This is a genomic window from Laedolimicola sp., assembly GCF_051972735.1.
GTDB classification, from domain to species: Bacteria; Bacillota; Clostridia; order Lachnospirales; family Lachnospiraceae; genus Laedolimicola; species Laedolimicola intestinihominis.
On sequence record NZ_JBOKYU010000049.1, the window covers coordinates 1 to 15537 of the forward strand.

At 52.0% G+C, this 15537-nt stretch carries 14 protein-coding genes; 11 read left to right on the plus strand and 3 right to left on the minus strand.

All coding sequences use genetic code 11. From position 1 onward, the window contains the following. Positions 1–36 precede the first annotated feature (36 nt). From ACTRC3_RS10115 to ACTRC3_RS10160, 10 genes are all read left to right on the plus strand, one after another. Positions 37–981 carry an ROK family protein gene (locus ACTRC3_RS10115; protein ID WP_440322975.1) on the plus strand — a complete coding sequence of 315 codons (945 nt, stop codon included), beginning with the start codon at positions 37–39 and terminating at the stop codon, positions 979–981. 14 nt (positions 982–995) lie between these two features. Then, complete coding sequence (locus ACTRC3_RS10120) at positions 996–2084, plus strand: lactonase family protein (RefSeq protein WP_440322976.1); 1089 nt, start codon at positions 996–998, stop codon at positions 2082–2084. A gap of 83 nt (positions 2085–2167) precedes the next feature. Further along, positions 2168–3181 (plus strand): sugar ABC transporter substrate-binding protein, encoded by a 1014-nt coding sequence (locus tag ACTRC3_RS10125; protein WP_440322977.1) that lies wholly within the window; start codon positions 2168–2170, stop codon positions 3179–3181. A gap of 110 nt (positions 3182–3291) precedes the next feature. After that, positions 3292–4770, plus strand: coding sequence for a sugar ABC transporter ATP-binding protein (locus ACTRC3_RS10130; protein ID WP_440322978.1), 1479 nt, complete (start codon positions 3292–3294; stop codon positions 4768–4770). Between the two features lie 16 nt (positions 4771–4786). Next, a complete protein-coding gene (locus tag ACTRC3_RS10135) occupies positions 4787–5758 on the plus strand; it encodes an ABC transporter permease (protein ID WP_440322979.1) in 972 nt (323 codons plus the stop codon). A gap of 12 nt (positions 5759–5770) precedes the next feature. After that, a complete protein-coding gene (locus ACTRC3_RS10140; protein ID WP_440322980.1) occupies positions 5771–6739 on the plus strand; it encodes an ABC transporter permease in 969 nt (322 codons plus the stop codon). Positions 6740–6757: 18 nt separating this feature from the next. Next, a complete protein-coding gene (locus tag ACTRC3_RS10145) occupies positions 6758–7801 on the plus strand; it encodes an aldose epimerase family protein (protein WP_440322981.1) in 1044 nt (347 codons plus the stop codon). Between the two features lie 32 nt (positions 7802–7833). Next, positions 7834–9222 carry a 6-phospho-beta-glucosidase gene (locus tag ACTRC3_RS10150; RefSeq protein WP_440322982.1) on the plus strand — a complete coding sequence of 463 codons (1389 nt, stop codon included), beginning with the start codon at positions 7834–7836 and terminating at the stop codon, positions 9220–9222. 1 nt (position 9223) lies between these two features. Continuing rightward, on the plus strand, positions 9224–10186 hold the full coding sequence (locus ACTRC3_RS10155) for an ROK family protein (RefSeq protein ID WP_158363858.1): 963 nt from the start codon (positions 9224–9226) through the stop codon (positions 10184–10186). 11 nt (positions 10187–10197) lie between these two features. Then, complete coding sequence (locus tag ACTRC3_RS10160; protein ID WP_440322983.1) at positions 10198–11031, plus strand: Cof-type HAD-IIB family hydrolase; 834 nt, start codon at positions 10198–10200, stop codon at positions 11029–11031. Positions 11032–11084: 53 nt separating this feature from the next. Here ACTRC3_RS10160 and ACTRC3_RS10165 read toward each other — a convergent pair whose 3' ends face one another. Then, on the minus strand, positions 11085–11840 hold the full coding sequence (locus tag ACTRC3_RS10165) for a DeoR/GlpR family DNA-binding transcription regulator (RefSeq protein WP_158363860.1): 756 nt from the start codon (positions 11838–11840) through the stop codon (positions 11085–11087). A gap of 174 nt (positions 11841–12014) precedes the next feature. Here ACTRC3_RS10165 and ACTRC3_RS10170 point away from each other — a divergent pair, with 174 nt between their 5' ends. Continuing rightward, entirely contained in the window at positions 12015–12794 is a 780-nt protein-coding gene (locus tag ACTRC3_RS10170) for a glycyl-radical enzyme activating protein (RefSeq protein ID WP_158363861.1), read from the plus strand. A 78-nt stretch (positions 12795–12872) separates the two neighbouring features. Here ACTRC3_RS10170 and ACTRC3_RS10175 read toward each other — a convergent pair whose 3' ends face one another. Beyond that, the gene (locus tag ACTRC3_RS10175) at positions 12873–15287 is read right to left on the minus strand and encodes a glycyl radical protein (RefSeq protein WP_440322984.1); all 2415 of its coding nucleotides are present in this window, start codon (positions 15285–15287) and stop codon (positions 12873–12875) included. Positions 15288–15403: 116 nt separating this feature from the next. Continuing rightward, positions 15404–15526, minus strand: coding sequence for a helix-turn-helix domain-containing protein (locus ACTRC3_RS10180; RefSeq protein WP_440322985.1), 123 nt, complete (start codon positions 15524–15526; stop codon positions 15404–15406). Positions 15527–15537: the final 11 nt, after the last annotated feature.

Consider the following 15537-nt stretch of genomic DNA (forward strand, 5'->3'; position numbering starts at 1 on the left):
AAATATAACAAAACAAATTCAATTTGGAGAAAAAATATGTGCAAAAAGTACAGGATAGGAATTGATGCAGGTGGAACCAAAGTAGCATACGGTTTGTTTGATGCGGATGGGCAGCTCCTGGATCGGATGCAGCATCCGTCGGATATTAATGCAGACGGCCCGACCTTCAGCGACCGGATGATTGAGACCATCCGTGAGATCGAGAAGAAGCATAACCTGAAGAACGAGGATTTGCAGGGAATCGGAATCTGCATGCCGTCCTATATTCTTTTTGATACCGGTTACGTCTATCTGACCTCGGCGCTGACGAATATTCGCGATTTTCCCATGAAGGAATATCTGCAGGAGCGTCTGCCGGGTGTAAAGATTGTACTGGATAACGACAGCAATGCCGCAGCCCTGGCAGAGTACCGCAAGGGAGCCGGGCGGGGAAGCCGCCATATGATCTATATGGCCACCAGCACCGGAATCGGAAGCGGCATTATTATAGATGGAAAGCTGTTCCGCGGAAGCTACGGCTGGGCTGGAGAGTGCGGACACATGCTGGCGACGCCGGACGAGGGCGTCATGTGCGGATGCCGGAACAGGGGCTGCTTCATGTCCCACGCCAGCGGACGCTACGTGCCGAAGCATCTGAAAATCAAGATGCTGGAGGGCAGGGAAACTTCCATGGTGGACAAGGAAGATTTAAGCTGTGAGGATCTGCTGGCAGCCTACAACGAGGGCGACGAGCTGGCCATCGAAATGGTGGAGCAGATGGCGCACTACATTGCGGTCTGTGCGTACAACTGCTTCATGATGCTGAATATCAACGTATTCGTATTCGGCGGCGGCCTGACCCATTTTGGCGACGCTCTGTTCGGCAGAGTGAGAAAGGAATTTGACCGTTACAATCAGATTCCCCTTCCGGTAGAATTCCGGTTCGCGGAATTGAAGAAAGATTTCGGTATCGTGGGAGCATCCGAGCTGGTGCTTGACTGATAAGGAGAGAGGGCATGCGGATATTTACGGGAGGCTATACGGAGCCGATTTTGATGGGATCGGGCGAGATGGTAGAAGGAAGATGCAAGGGTATCGCCTGCTATGATTTCGATGAACAGACCGGGAAGCTGGCCTATCGGACAGTGACTGGTGACATTCAGAATCCCTCTTACGTACTGGCAGACGCAGAGGGCGCGTATCTGTACTGTGTCAATGAGCTGAAGGATTGGAATGGCATTGACGGTTCTACTGTTTCCGCTTTTGCCATTGACCGGGAGACGGGAGCGCTTCATCGGATTAACCAGCAGTTTACCTGCGGGGCGGATGCCTGTCACCTGAGTTTTTCTCCAGATAAAAAGTACCTTCTGGTATCTAATTATTCCGGTGGCAGCCTGGCCGTGTACCGGATCCGGGAGGATCACGGACTGGAACCGGCGACCTGTATCCTGAGGCACCAGGGCCGGGGCGCGAACCCGGAGCGACAGGAAGGTTCCCATATCCATCAGACTGTGATGGCGCCGGACGGACAGCACGTCTATGTGTCGGATCTGGGACAGGACGTATTTGCCTGCTACCGGGCGGACTGGGAAAAGGGATGGCTGCTTCCGGAGAAAGAGAAGAACATCTACGGTATCCCGGGACAGGGAACGAGACATGGCGCTTTTGATGTAAATGGAACACATTTCTATGTGATGACAGAACTGACCTGTGAGGTCAATGTCTATCAGTATAAAGCCGGACAGGCAGAGCTGATGCAGACCATATCCGCGTTTGCGGATCCGGCACAGCAGACGGAAGGCTGCCTTGGCGCGGGTATCCGGATTCATCCCAGTGGGAAATGGGTCTACGGCGCGGTACGCGGTACAAACCATATCGCGGTATTCCGGGTGGAAGCGGATGGACGCCTGACACTGACAGAGACGAAGCTAAGTGGCGGTGAAATTCCCCGGGAGTTTATTTTGTCCCCGGACGGCAGGTATCTGCTGGCGGCAAATCAGGATACCGACAATATTTGCGTATTCGCAATAGATGAGCATACAGGCGGTCTTAAAGAGGTCTGGAACCAGGAAAATGTCTACTGTGTCACCTGTATCAGCTTCTGATGAACGAACCAACAACGATAATTTACAGGCAGAAGGCCTGTCGGTTATAGAAAAAACACAAAAAAGTAACAGGAGGAAACAACATGAAAAAGAAGGGATTAGCACTCTTACTGGCAGCGACCATGATCTGTGGTCTGGCAGCATGCGGAAAGTCTGGCGGGGAGACCAAGACTGACGCAGCAGCAGACACAGCACAGACCGAGGACACCGGCGACACAGCAGCGGCTTCCGGCGACGGCATTACTGTAGGCTGGATTGTACAGGATATGGCGAATGAGTCTCAGTCTTATTCCTGCCGTATCGCAGAAGAGAAAGCGAAAGAGCTGGGAATCAACCTGACCTCTTACGATCAGGCTGGCGACGCTCAGAAGGCTACTGACGCTATCAGCACCTGTATCGCACAGGGTGTAGACGCTATCATTATCAACCCGGCAGATCCGCAGGCGGTTGTACCGGCTCTGATGGAAGCGAAAGAAGCCGGTATCGTAGTAGGACTTTTCTCCTCTGACCTGGCAGCAGAGAGCCAGCAGTACAGAGATTTCTTCTGCGGAACCAATGATACCATGGCAGGCGAGCAGGCGGCTCAGGCGATTATCGACGCATTCCCGGACGGCTGTAATGTAGTAGAGATCGGCGGACAGTCCGGACATGACGCGCAGGTTAAGAGAAGCGACGGCTTCAAGGCTGGTCTGGAAGGCTCCAACATCACAGTTCTGGATTCCAAGAACTGCGATCAGTGGGCAACCGAGGACAGTATGGCTATCATGGAAGACTTCATCGTGAAATACGGCGATAAGATCGACGCGGTATTCTGTCACTGGGATAACGGCGCTACCGGCGTTATCAACGCGCTTGAAAACGCGAATATGGACGGCGTATATATCGTAGCAGTAGACGGATGCTCCGCAGGTTACGATCATGTTAAGGACGGCACCCAGGCTGTATGCATCGGCCAGTCCTTCACCAACATGGTAGCTCAGTCTCTGGATTGCGCACAGAAGGCAGTTGCAGGCGAGAGCTTCGAAGAAATCAACTGGATCCCGCTTGACACCGTTACATCTGAAAACGTAGACAGCTTACCCTATCCGGAGTGGTAAAAAAGAGAGAGTAACACAGAAGTGATTAGCTTGCTCTGGTATCTGCCAGAGCAAGCTTTTCTTAAAAATGGAGATAGTTAAAGGAGATTTTTCTAAAAGGAGATATATCAGTGGAACAGAAAAAAGATTTGATATTGAAGGTCAGCGGCGTAACGAAACGATTTCCGGGTGTTCTGGCGCTGAATAAAGTATCTTTGGAAATTCCCAAGGGCGTGGTATATGGAATTGTTGGAGAAAATGGAGCAGGAAAATCTACACTGATGAAGATTCTGTCCGGCGTCTATGAAAAGGATGAGGGTACGATTGAGTTTGATGGGGAGATCATTGAGCATACCACACCGATTCAGGCGCTGCGCAGGGGCTTGAGCATCATTTACCAAGAGTTCAATCTGGTCAATACGATGACTGTGGGTGAAAATATTTTTCTCGGAAGATTCTCGGAAAATCATGGGATGAAGGGTACCCATCAGAAGGCCCGCGAGCTTCTGGACAGCATCGGCAGCAAGATTGACACCTATACGCTGGTGGGGGATTTAAGCGCTTCCGAAATGCAGATGGTAGAGATTACCAAGGCTCTTTCCTTTGATTCTAAGCTGATCATCATGGATGAACCCAGCAGCAGTCTGACCACAGAGGAGCTGAAGAAGCTGGGCGAGATCATTTTCCAGTTGAGAAATAAGGGCATTTCTATCATCTATATCAGCCACAAGCTGGATGAGATTTTTGAATACTGCAATATTGTCACCATTATGCGTGACGGTAACGTCATTGACACCAAACCTATCGAGGAACTGACCAGAAGCGAGATGATTGCCAAGATGGTGGGCCGTACCATCGAAAATGAGTACCCGCCCCGGGCACATTTCGTGGGAGAACCTCTTCTGGAGGTGAAAAACCTCAACACAAGTAAGCTGCACGACATCAACTTTACCCTGCACAAAGGCGAGATCCTGGGTCTGGTAGGCCTGGTGGGAGCCGGAAGAACCGAGATCATCAGGGCCATCTATGGAGCGGATAAGGTCAAGAGCAAGGAGCTCATCATGGAAGGAAAACCTGTGACCGTATCGAGCCCCAGAGACGCGAAAGCGCTGGGCATGGGACTGGTTCCCGAGGACCGGAAGCAGGAGGGCCTGATTTTACGCTTTTCCGTAGGTGAAAATATCACCATGGCGGCCCTGAGCGAGATTGCGAAAAAGGGTGTGCTGAACCGTAAGAAAGAGAAGGAGATCGAGAAGCGTCAGATTGAAAACCTTCTGATCAAGACGCCAAGCGCGGCTGCCAAGGTGCTGAATCTGTCCGGTGGAAACCAGCAGAAATGCGTCGTGGGAAGATGGCTGGAGCTGAATCCCAAGGTATTGATTCTGGACGAGCCGACCAGAGGCATCGACGTAGGAGCAAAGTATGAGATTTATGTGCTGATGAACAAGATCGTGGAGCAGGGAGGAGCCATCATTATGATTTCCTCTGAGCTTCCGGAAGTTCTGAGCATGAGCAACCGCGTACTGACAGTCTGCGACGGCCGGATTACCGGAGAATTCTCTCCGGAGGAAGTAGATCCGAGCGAGATCATGGACAGGGCCATCGGATAAGGGAAGAGGTAATAGAATGGGAAAATCAATCGACGTAAAAAAATTCTTGTTACACAATCTTGTGTTGCTGGGCATCGTGGTACTGTGCGTGGTAACGGCGATTGTGGAGCCTTTATTTCTGACACAGAATAACTTTACCAATATTTTGAGACAGTTCGGTCCCTTAAGCTTTGTGGCGCTGGGTATGACCTACGTGATCATTGGCGGCTTTCTGGACCTGTCTGTGGTAGGTATCATTTCACTGGTAGGCGTGGTGACGCTGTCCCTGATTGACCCGTTGGGTCAGGTGGGCGCGCTGCTCTGCGGCCTGCTTCTGGGAACCCTCTTAGGCTTCCTGAACGGCGTGATCCTGGTGGGCTTTGGCGCCCGGATTCAGGCGGAGGTTCTGTTCATCACCTATGGGATGAGCTCGATCTTCGGGGCTATTGCGCTGATTTATACCAATTCCGAGACGGAGCATATGTCCCGCCTGTCCAATCCCTACACCATTTTCACTTGGATTGGAAAGGGAAAAGTGGGCCCCCTGGCGGTATCCATGATTCTCTTTGTCATTTCACTGGTGGCGGTGGAGTGGTTCTACCGTAAGACCATCTGGGGCCGACAGATCGCGCTGATGGGCGGCAATAAGATTGCGGCGACGCTTTGTGGTTACAATATGAAGCGCACCATGGTTCTGGTATATACCATCTGCGGCCTGTTCGCAGGCATGGGTTCGATTGTTCTGATTTCACGTGTTACGACTGCGTCTCCGGTGGCCGGAGCAGGCTATGAGACGGACGCCATCATGTCCGTAGTCGTAGGCGGTACGGCGCTGGCCGGAGGAACCGGAAGCGGTGTCCGGACCGTGCTCGGAGTACTGTTAATTATCTTGTTATCCAACTGTATGAATATGCTGGGCGTGTCTACTTATCTGCAGACCATCATGAAGGGTCTCGTTCTTGTCATCGCCATCTGGCTGGATAATCGTAAAGAACAACAGATTCATTAAGGAGGGCAGAAGATGGATACCAAGCGTGTTTTCATAAAAGCAAAACAGGTTTTACTGAAGCAGAAAGCAGTATTGGCGATTCTGGCAATGCTGGTTCTAATGTTGTTTTTCAACACACAGTTTTACAGTGTATACAACTGGATGAACGTATTCCGTTCCGCGACGGTACAGGGAATCATTGCCATGGGCGTGACTATGACCGTACTCTGCGCGGCCTGCGATTTGTCAGTGGGTGGAATCATGTGTCTGTCCGGTGTTATTACGGTTCTGATGATCAATTCCGGTATGCCCATCGCGGTAGCCTGCCTCTGCGCATTGCTGGCCGGAGCGGCTGTGGGTCTGGTCAATGGGTTCCTGGTAGTACATCAGAGAACTGAGCCCTTTATCATTACTCTGGGTATGGGAACCCTGCTGAAGGGTATCTGCCAGCAGCTGACGGACGCGCACCCGATTGCCTGCACCAATATGGAATTCATGAAGATTTCCAACACCAAGATTTTCGGACAGATTCCGATTCTGGTGCTGTATATGGCGGTCATTCTGGTGATTTTTTTCTGCGTGCTGCGGTTTACGACCTACGGAAGAAACTGCTATGCCATCGGAGGCAATTATGATGTGGCGAAATATTCCGGTATCAATACGGTGATGATCAAGTGGTCCACTTTTGTAATCTCCGGCGTGATGGCGGCGCTGGCGGGCATTCTCCTGTCCTCCAGAATGAACTCTGCGTCCTCCGTGTACGGAGACAATACCGGTATGCTGGTCAACTGCGGCGTCGTAATCGGCGGAACCTCCTTCGCGGGTGGTATCGGCGGTGTGGTACAGAGCTTTATAGGAGTGTTCGTTTTGCAGTTGATGTCTAACTGTATGGACTGTCTGGGAATCGGAGCCTATGTGCAGCAGCTTCTGCAGGGTATCATTATTGTACTGATTCTGGGATTTGACTGCTTCGGCCGTCTGAGAAAGCGGGAGCATGTATAAGTAAAGGAGAGACAGACTATGAGCGTGACAGTGAAAGCATTTGACAAACTTCGGGACGGACGGATCGCGAACCTGTACACCATTGAGAATCAGAAGGGAATGCAGGCCGTATTGACGGACTTCGGAGCCGTTCTGGTGAAGCTTCTGGTGCCGGATCAGGACGGAAAGCTGAGAGATGTGGTGCTGGGTTATGACGAACTGGAAAAATACGAGGATAATTTTGATATGCTGGGAACGACGGTGGGCCGTAATGTGAACCGGATTGAGAAGGGCCGTTTTACTATCGACGGCGTGGAGTATCAGCTGGAAATCAATGAGAATGATAATAACATTCACAGCAGCATGGCCCACGGCTTCCACAAGGTCCTCTGGGAGGCAGAGAGTTTCACGGATGACAGCGTATCCTTCACCTATCACAGCCCCGACATGGAAAACGGATTTCCGGGCAATCTGGATATCTCGCTGACCTATACGCTGACGGATACAGGCGCTCTGATTCTGTCCTATTATGGAACCACAGATAAAAAGACACTGGTAAATCTTACCAATCACTCTTATTTTAACCTGTCTGGCTATGAGACGGGCAATATTTTGGATACCATCGTGTGGATCAACGCGGAGCAGTTTACACCGGTGCGGAAGGGAACCATTCCCACCGGGGAAATCCGCGATGTGGCTGGTACGCCCATGGATTTTCGTAAGCCCAGGGCCATCGGGCAGGAGATTCACGCCGATGACGAGCAGCTGAAGCTGGTCTATGGCTACGATCACAATTTCGTTCTGAAAGGTTTCGGAAAGGGACTCCGCAAAGTCGCGACAGCCGAGAGTCCCAAGTCGGGCATTCGGATGACCGTGTATACAGATCTGCCGGGCCTGCAGTTTTACGCAGGCAATACCACCCGGGACATCATAGGAAAGGGCGGTGTGCTGATTACGAAAAATAGCGGCTTCTGTATGGAAAGCCATTATTACGCCAACAGCATCAACACTCCGAATTTCCCGCAGCCCATTCTGGATAAGGGCGGACTGTATAAGACGACGACCATCTATCAGTTTACATAATGAAAACATAAAAGAAGGAGGAGTCTGTGGTCATGAAAAAACAGGTAAAAATTGTAACAATCGGTGGAGGCAGCAGTTACACGCCGGAGCTGATCGAGGGGTTCATCAGGCGCTATGAAGAGCTTCCCATCGGGGAAATGTGGCTGGTGGATGTGGAGCGCGGCAAAGAAAAGCTGCGTATCGTATCGGAACTGGCACAGAGAATGTGGGATGCTTCGCCCTATCAGGTAAAGGTGCATACGACGTTGGATCGCCGGGAAGCGCTTCCGGGGGCGGATTTTGTGACCACACAGTTCCGTGTGGGGCTTCTGGAGGCTCGGATTAAGGATGAGCGTATCCCGGATCTGCACGGAATGCTGGGGCAGGAGACCAACGGCGCAGGCGGTATTTTCAAGGCTTTCCGGACTATTCCGGTTATCGGACAGATTATCGACGATATGCGGGAGCTGTGTCCGGATGCCTGGCTGATCAATTTTACGAATCCCAGCGGTATGGTGACTGAGGCGGCCATCAAAAAATTTGGCTGGAAGAAGACCATCGGTCTGTGTAACGTGCCGACCATCGCGCAGATGCGGGAGCCGGGCAATATCGGCGAGACTGAAGAGGAGCTGACTTATCAGTTCGCCGGACTGAATCATTTCCACTGGCATAAAGTGACAAACCGCGACGGCGAGGATGTGACAGCGGAGGTTCTGAAGCATGTCAATGAGAAGAACGGCGGTACGCCGGTGAATATCTATCAGGAGCCGTTCCCGGAGGAACTGCTGGATTCCATGAAAATGGTTCCCTGCGGTTATCACAGATATTATTTTATGCAGCGGGAGATGCTGGAACACAGTATCCAGGAGTTCAAAAAGGGCGGAACCAGAGCCGAGCAGATGTATCAGGTGGAGCATGAGTTGTTTGAGCTCTACGCTCAGCCGGGACTTCACGAGAAGCCGGAGCAGCTTGGCAAGCGCGGTGGAGCCTATTACAGTGACGCGGCCTGCGAGTGTATCAGCGCCATTTACAATGACAGGCATCTGAGAATGACGGTCAGCACCGAAAATAAGGGTGCGCTTCCCTGTCTGGCACCGGATTCCATCGTGGAGGTCAGCAGCCTGATTTCCGCCAGGGGAGCGGAGCCCATCGCATGGGGCGAGATGCCGCCTGCGGCAAGAGGCTGGCTGCAGCTGATGAAGGCCATGGAGGAGTGCGTCATCGAGGCGGCTATTACGGGAGATTATGGTCTGGCGCTGGAGGCCTTTACCATGAATCCGTTGATCGAAAGCGGAAAAGAGGGCAAGCGGGTGTTGGATGAGCTTTTGGTAGCCCATGAGAAGTACCTGCCCCAGTTTGCGGAGAAGATTCAGGAACTGAAGGCTGCCGGTGTGGAGACCGACGACGAGGTAGTCCGGGAGCTTCTGAGAAAGGGACTGTAGCATGAAGTTTTATATTGGAATTGACGTGGGTGGTACGAAGATTGCTTACGGTCTGTTTGATGAAGCGCGCAAGCTGCTGGTGAGAAAGCAGACAGCTTCGGATGATCAGAAGGAAGGCCAGGAGTTTTTTGAGCCGGTGCTGGAGATTATCCGGGGATTTATGGAGGAGACCGGGAACCGTGGAGGAACCGTGGAGGGTATCGGCATCGGGATCACAGGTTTTGTGGATTTTGAAAAGGGAGCCCTGACGAAGACGGCCAGTCTGCCGAAGCTTAATAATTTTGCGGTGGTGGATTACCTGAAATCCAGGCTGGATCAGGATATCCGCATCGTCATGGACAATGACTGTCACTGTGGCGCGCTGGCGGAATATCGGCAGGGCGCTGGCCGGGGACGCCGGAATATGTTGTACTGTCCGGTCAGCACCGGAATCTCCAGCGGCATGATCATTGACGGAAGGCTGTTTCGCGGCAGCAACGGGGCATCCGGCGAGAGCGGGCATATGCTTGCAGCAGTGCCGGAAGAGGTGGGCATGGCCTGCAGCTGTGGCAATGTGGGCTGCTTTAATTCTCTGGGTTCCGGAAAAGCAATCTTAAAATATGTAAAAAAATGGATCAAAGAAGACGGGGAAAGCTCTATTCTGCCGGAACTGGCAGGGGGCGTGGATCAGATTACGACCCGCCATATCAACGAGGCATATGAGAAAGGCGACGCAGTAGCCATCCGGGCTGTAGAACAGATGGCCCACTATCTGGCCATCTGGATTTTCGACGTTTACATGCTTCTGAATATCGACTGCATCGTATTCAGCGGCGGTCTGCTGGCCATGGGCGACAAGCTGTTCGGGCGGATGAAAGAGGAGTTTGAGCGGTATCACACCAATGAGTTCCCGGTGGAATTTTTTCAGACGGAGCTGGGAAGCGATTCTGGACTTATCGGCGCGGTTGAGTTATTATTTGACTGAGGTGAAATAATATGAGTATTCGACTGATTGCGTTCGACCTGGACGGAACGCTTCTGAAAGAGGATAAGACAGTTTCCGGGAGAACCATGGCCGCGCTTCAGAATGCGGCGGATCGCGGCATCTATCTGGTGCCCTCCACAGGCAGAATTTACGACGGCATGCCGGATGTGGTAAAGAATATGCCTTTTGTCCGCTATGCCATAACGGTCAATGGAGCGCAGATTTATGACGTGAAAGAAAAAAGGATTTTGCACCGGGCAGAGCTGACCCGGGCGGAGTCAGAGGCTGTCTTTGCTTACGGCAGAGATTGGGAAGCACTCTGCGGCTGCTATCAGAATGGCCAGGGCCTGATGGAAGAGAAGGATTTTGCGGATCTGCGGTCCTATGCCCAGAATGTAAAGGCGGCAGAAATGATGAAGCAGGTGTACCGGCCTTTGAAAAATATGGAGAAAAGGATCTTCGATATAGAGCCGACGATTCAGAAGATTCAGTATTATTTCCGGGAAATTCCGGAGAGGAACCGGAGACTGCCGGAGATGAAGGCGCATTTTCCCAATCTGGAGATTTCCACATCCCTGCCGAACAACATTGAGATTAATTCGGCTAAGGCGAATAAGGGCCTGGCACTAAAATTCCTGTGCGGATATCTGGGAATCGGGCTGGAGGAATGTATGGCGTTCGGCGACGGAACCAACGATCTGGCGCTTCTGAAGACTGCAGGCAGAGGCATGGCCATGGCCAATGCGGATCCGGAAGTGTTGAAAGCAACGGCGTATCATACGGCCTGTACCAATGAAGAGGACGGCGTGGCGATCGAGATAGAAACCTGTTTAAAAGAAGTATAAGAAGATAAAAATACCGCTTTTCCGGAAAAAAGCAAACCGAAAAAGCGGTGTTTTTATGCTTGTGTCGTGGTGGTGATGACCTGGATGCCGTGGCGTTCCATGGTCTCTTTGCATTCCGGGGTAATTTGGTCGTCGGTAACGACCATGGAGACCTCTTCGGAATCGAACAGCTTGGCGACGCTGCGTTTTCCGAATTTATCGGAGGTGGTCAACACGATGACATGGTCGGCCTGCTTCGCAAATTCTTTTACCACGGCACTTCGGGTGTGATTGATATTAGTGAAGCCGTTTTCCTCGGTGTAGCCGTCTACGCCGACGAACAGCTTGTCTACGTGGTATTCCCGGGCGCAGAGCTGCGTGACGGGGCCGGTGGTAACCTCGGCTACCGTATCGTAATCGCCGCCCAGCAGAATAATGTGCGCGGTAGGCACCTGATTCAGGTAGCGGGCGATATAAGCGGAATTGGTGATAATGGTGACGTCTTTCTGAATGGCCGCTTCCAGTGCGAACAGGGCGCAGGTGGAACCGGACTCAATCATAATGGTCTCCATGGGCTCGACGATCTCCATGGCCCGTTTGGCGATGGCCTTTTTCTCCGAATAATGGAAAGCCATACGGGAATTGATGGCGTCCGGCGAGGCTTTTGTGGCGTAGCCGTGCTGACGTCTTAAGAGCCCCTGGGACTCCAGCTCCTCCAGGTCCTTACGGATAGTTACCATGGAGAGCTTCAGAAGCTCGGACAGCTCCTGGACGCTGACCTTTTCTTTCTCATTGACGAGGTTTATGATTTGTAAATGGCGTTCTTTCATTTGCTTCGTTCTCCTTTGCATTTATTATATAATAAGTGGGAAAATAATGCCACATATTTTCGCTAAAAATTTCAAGAATATTTCAAACGAAATATAAAATAATTTCAAAAATAAGTTTACAAACAATAATGCGAATGATAAACTAAGAATAAGAAAAGAAAAAGGAGTTATTTCATGGGAAATTCAGCAGAAAAAGGGCTTATTTTTAATATTCAGAAGTTCAGTATCAACGACGGACCGGGCATTCGCTCCACCGTATTTTTCGCGGGCTGTCCCTTAAGCTGCCGCTGGTGTTCTAACCCGGAATCCCAGAACCGCTTCCGGAAGAAGGCGCTGGCGTCGGGCGATAAGAAGCTCATTGGCCGGGAATGGACCGTGGAAGAGGTGCTGGAGGAAGTGGAGAAGGACCGGGAGTTCTATGAGGAATCCGGGGGCGGTATCACCCTGTCCGGCGGTGAGGTATTGCAGCAGCACGCCTTTGCGGTGGAGCTTCTGAAGGAGGCGCAGAGCCGGGGACTGCACTGCGCGGCGGAGACTACCGGGTATGCCAGCCACGAGGTATTTCGGGAGTTTGTGGAGTATATTGACCTGCTTCTTTTTGATATGAAGCATTGGGATCGGGAAAAGCATTTTGAAAAGACAGGCGTGTATAACGATATAATTCTGGAAAATATGGGATACGCAGTGTCCCAGGGGATTCCGCTGATTGCCCGGATTCCGGTGATCCCGAAGTTCAATGCCAGCCTGAAGGATGCGGCAGGGATGGCAGAAAACTTATGTAAACTTGGAATCCGTGAGGTACATCTGCTCCCTTTCCATCAGTTCGGGGAAAAGAAATACGAGCAGCTGGAGACAGAGTATGAGATGAGCGGTGTGCCGCAGCTGCATCCGGAGCAGTTGCAGAAGTACATCCAGGTATTCCTGGACAGGGGACTGGACGCCAGCTTTAAGTAAATACAGTGAAAGAGAACCGGCGACATCGGGCCAGTGAAAAGCTCCGATGCCGCCGGTTCTCTTTTGCGATAAGAAAAACTACAGAGTCTGTTCGGTTCTTCCGATGATATCGTCCTGGGTTTTCTTGGATAATACGTTAAAGAAAGCACTGTAGCCTGCCACGCGGACGATCAGATCCTTGTGCTTCTCCGGGTGGAGCTGGGCGTCGATCAGGGTCTCACGGGACACGATATTGTACTGGACATGATAGCCGTGGAGTCGGTTGAAGAAGGTGCGGATCAACATCTCCAGCTTCTGTTTGTTCTCTTCTCTGGACAGTACCTGGGGCGTCATTTTCTGGTTCAGCAGAACACCGCCGGTAATTTTGTCGGTGGGAAGCTTGGACACGGTCTTAAATACGGCGGTGGGGCCATTCTTGTCGCAGTTATGGGCCGGGCTGCAGCCTTCTGCCAGCGGCTCAAAGGCGTGGCGTCCGTCCGGAGTGGCCATGGTTCCCATACCCTGCCCCACATTAGCGCTGATGGAGGAGGTTCCCGCGTAGCGGATACCGCCGATGGGGCCGCGGTGGTAACGGGTGCTGGGGTATTTCTTAATCTCGTCGATATAAGTGTCGTAGGCGCGTACCACCAGGAGATCTACGTCGTCGTTGTCATTGCCGTATTTGGGCGCGTCGTTGATGAGCATTTCCTGAATCTTCTGGTTCTCCGGGGACTGGAAGTCGTCGAGAATCGCGTTCCAGAGCTCATCCCGGGTGATTTTTTTCTCATCATAGACTAGCTTCTTGACAGCGGCCAGGGAGTCCGCCATGTTGGCAATGCCCACCTGAAGGCCGGAGATAAAGTCGTAGACCGCACCGCCCTCTTTGATGGTCTTGCCGCGGCCGATACAGTCGTCGGTCAGGGCAGAGCAGAGGATATCGGGCACATCCCGCTCGGAGGCCTTGTCGATGGCATTTTCCACAATGACGCTGTAACGGGTCAGTTCACGCAGGGATTTATCCCAGGCGTCTAGCAGCTCCTCGTAGCTTTCCATATCCTGGAAGCGTCCGTAGCCCTTTACAAAGCGCTTGCCGCTGGTCAGATCCACGCCGTCATTCATGACGCAGAGGAGCAGACGGGGAAAGTTAATGTAGGACATGCCGGTACAGCGGTAGCCCCATTTTCCGGGAACGGCGGTCTCCACGCAGCCAATGGCGCTGTAGTTATAGGCATCTTCCTCTTTGACGCCCCACTGGATAAAGGACGGGATGATAATTTCGTCGTTGTTCAGGGCCGGCATGCCGAAGCCCAGTTTCATGACCTCGATGCACTCGTCGAAAAATTTCGGATCCAGGTTTGCATGATAGCGGACCGTTAGGTTCGGCTGGGTCAGACGGGTCTGAGCTACAGACTGGAGTACCAGGAAGCTTAAGGGATTGACAGCGTCCTTTTTGTCCACGGTCTGGCCGCCAATGGTGACATTCTGGTACATGGGCGAACCGGCGGAACTTAAGGTGTGGGCCTGGGAACGGACCTTATTGATGGTCAGGGTCTTGATCCACAGACAGGTCAGCAGTTCCAGAGCTTCCTCTCTGGTGATGGTTCCGTCCTGCAGGGACTTCTCATAATAGGGCTCCATATACTGGTCGAAACGGCCGTAACTTAAGGAATGGCCGTTGGACTCAATTTGCAGAATCAGCTGGATAAACCAGACGGACTGTACAGCCTCGCGGAAGTTGGAAGCGGGTTCGTAGGGAACCTTGGCGCAGATACGGCTCATTTCCAGAAGTTCGGCTTTCCGTGCGGCGTCGCTTTCCCTGGCAGCCAGATCAGCGGCCAGTTCACTGTAGCGGAGCGCAAAAGTCCGGACCGCTTCGATGACAATCAGAACGGCCTTATAGAATACATTTTTGTCGATGCTGTCCGGGTCGGTCAGGTCGAGGGCTTCCTTGCAGGCGCGGGCCTTGGCTTCGTAACCCCGCAGTCCTTCTTTCAGAAGACGCTCGTAATTCACAGCCAGGTGGGCGTCTCCGGCGTTCAGCTTGCCTTCCATGCCAAACAGACCGGTCTCCATAAAGACGCTGACCTCGTCGGGCAGAAGGGCTTCGCCACGGGCGCGGAGATTGTTATTCTCCCAGAAGGGAGCGATGGACCGAAGCTGTTCTTTGGTTTCCTCGGTGATGTAGAACACGTCGCCGTCGCGCTTCTCGAACAGATCCAGCTCATTCATGACGAATTCCAGGGTATATTCGGGGAAAACGGGAGCATTGCGGTTCTTGGTAGCTTGATTTCCTGCGAGAAGGGATTTATCTTCAATATAGACGGTCATATGCTCCAGAATCTTCTGCAGCATCAGGGCACGCACCATGACCCTGGGCTGGTTCAGGCTCTCACGGTAAGCCTCCGTGGCCCAGATGGCACGCTCGGCGTCCACATAGGGTTTCTCATCCAGAACTTCTTCGCGAAAAGCCTGCATGCGTTCGGTTAAAGTGCCGAAATGGTTTTCGTTTTTCATAGTGACCTCCTTTGAACGTAAATCATAGTACTTTCGTATATATATTATACTACCATTGAACGGTCACTACGTCAATTCAAACTTTCAAATAAAAGAATAAAAAGTTTCGTTAGAAATTACATATTTTCTTTTCGGTATTCCAGAGGGGTGCAGCCATTGATTTCACGGAAGCGTCTGGTAAAATAGCTTATATCGGAAAAACCGCAGATTGTGGCGATCTCCCCGGCCTTTTTTTTCAGTGGAAAGGAGT

Excerpts from the sequence above, each read along its gene's own strand:
- ACTRC3_RS10115 (WP_440322975.1), top strand. The coding sequence starts at position 37 with ATGTGCAAAAAGTACAGGATAGGAATTGATGCAGGTGGAACCAAAGTA.
- ACTRC3_RS10135 (WP_440322979.1), top strand. The coding sequence starts at position 4,787 with ATGGGAAAATCAATCGACGTAAAAAAATTCTTGTTACACAATCTTGTG.
- ACTRC3_RS10160 (WP_440322983.1), top strand. The coding sequence starts at position 10,198 with ATGAGTATTCGACTGATTGCGTTCGACCTGGACGGAACGCTTCTGAAA.
- ACTRC3_RS10120 (WP_440322976.1), top strand. The coding sequence starts at position 996 with ATGCGGATATTTACGGGAGGCTATACGGAGCCGATTTTGATGGGATCG.
- ACTRC3_RS10175 (WP_440322984.1), bottom strand. The coding sequence starts at position 15,287 with ATGAAAAACGAAAACCATTTCGGCACTTTAACCGAACGCATGCAGGCT.
- ACTRC3_RS10150 (WP_440322982.1), top strand. The coding sequence starts at position 7,834 with ATGAAAAAACAGGTAAAAATTGTAACAATCGGTGGAGGCAGCAGTTAC.
- ACTRC3_RS10170 (WP_158363861.1), top strand. The coding sequence starts at position 12,015 with ATGGGAAATTCAGCAGAAAAAGGGCTTATTTTTAATATTCAGAAGTTC.
- ACTRC3_RS10140 (WP_440322980.1), top strand. The coding sequence starts at position 5,771 with ATGGATACCAAGCGTGTTTTCATAAAAGCAAAACAGGTTTTACTGAAG.
- ACTRC3_RS10165 (WP_158363860.1), bottom strand. The coding sequence starts at position 11,840 with ATGAAAGAACGCCATTTACAAATCATAAACCTCGTCAATGAGAAAGAA.
- ACTRC3_RS10145 (WP_440322981.1), top strand. The coding sequence starts at position 6,758 with ATGAGCGTGACAGTGAAAGCATTTGACAAACTTCGGGACGGACGGATC.
- ACTRC3_RS10155 (WP_158363858.1), top strand. The coding sequence starts at position 9,224 with ATGAAGTTTTATATTGGAATTGACGTGGGTGGTACGAAGATTGCTTAC.
- ACTRC3_RS10125 (WP_440322977.1), top strand. The coding sequence starts at position 2,168 with ATGAAAAAGAAGGGATTAGCACTCTTACTGGCAGCGACCATGATCTGT.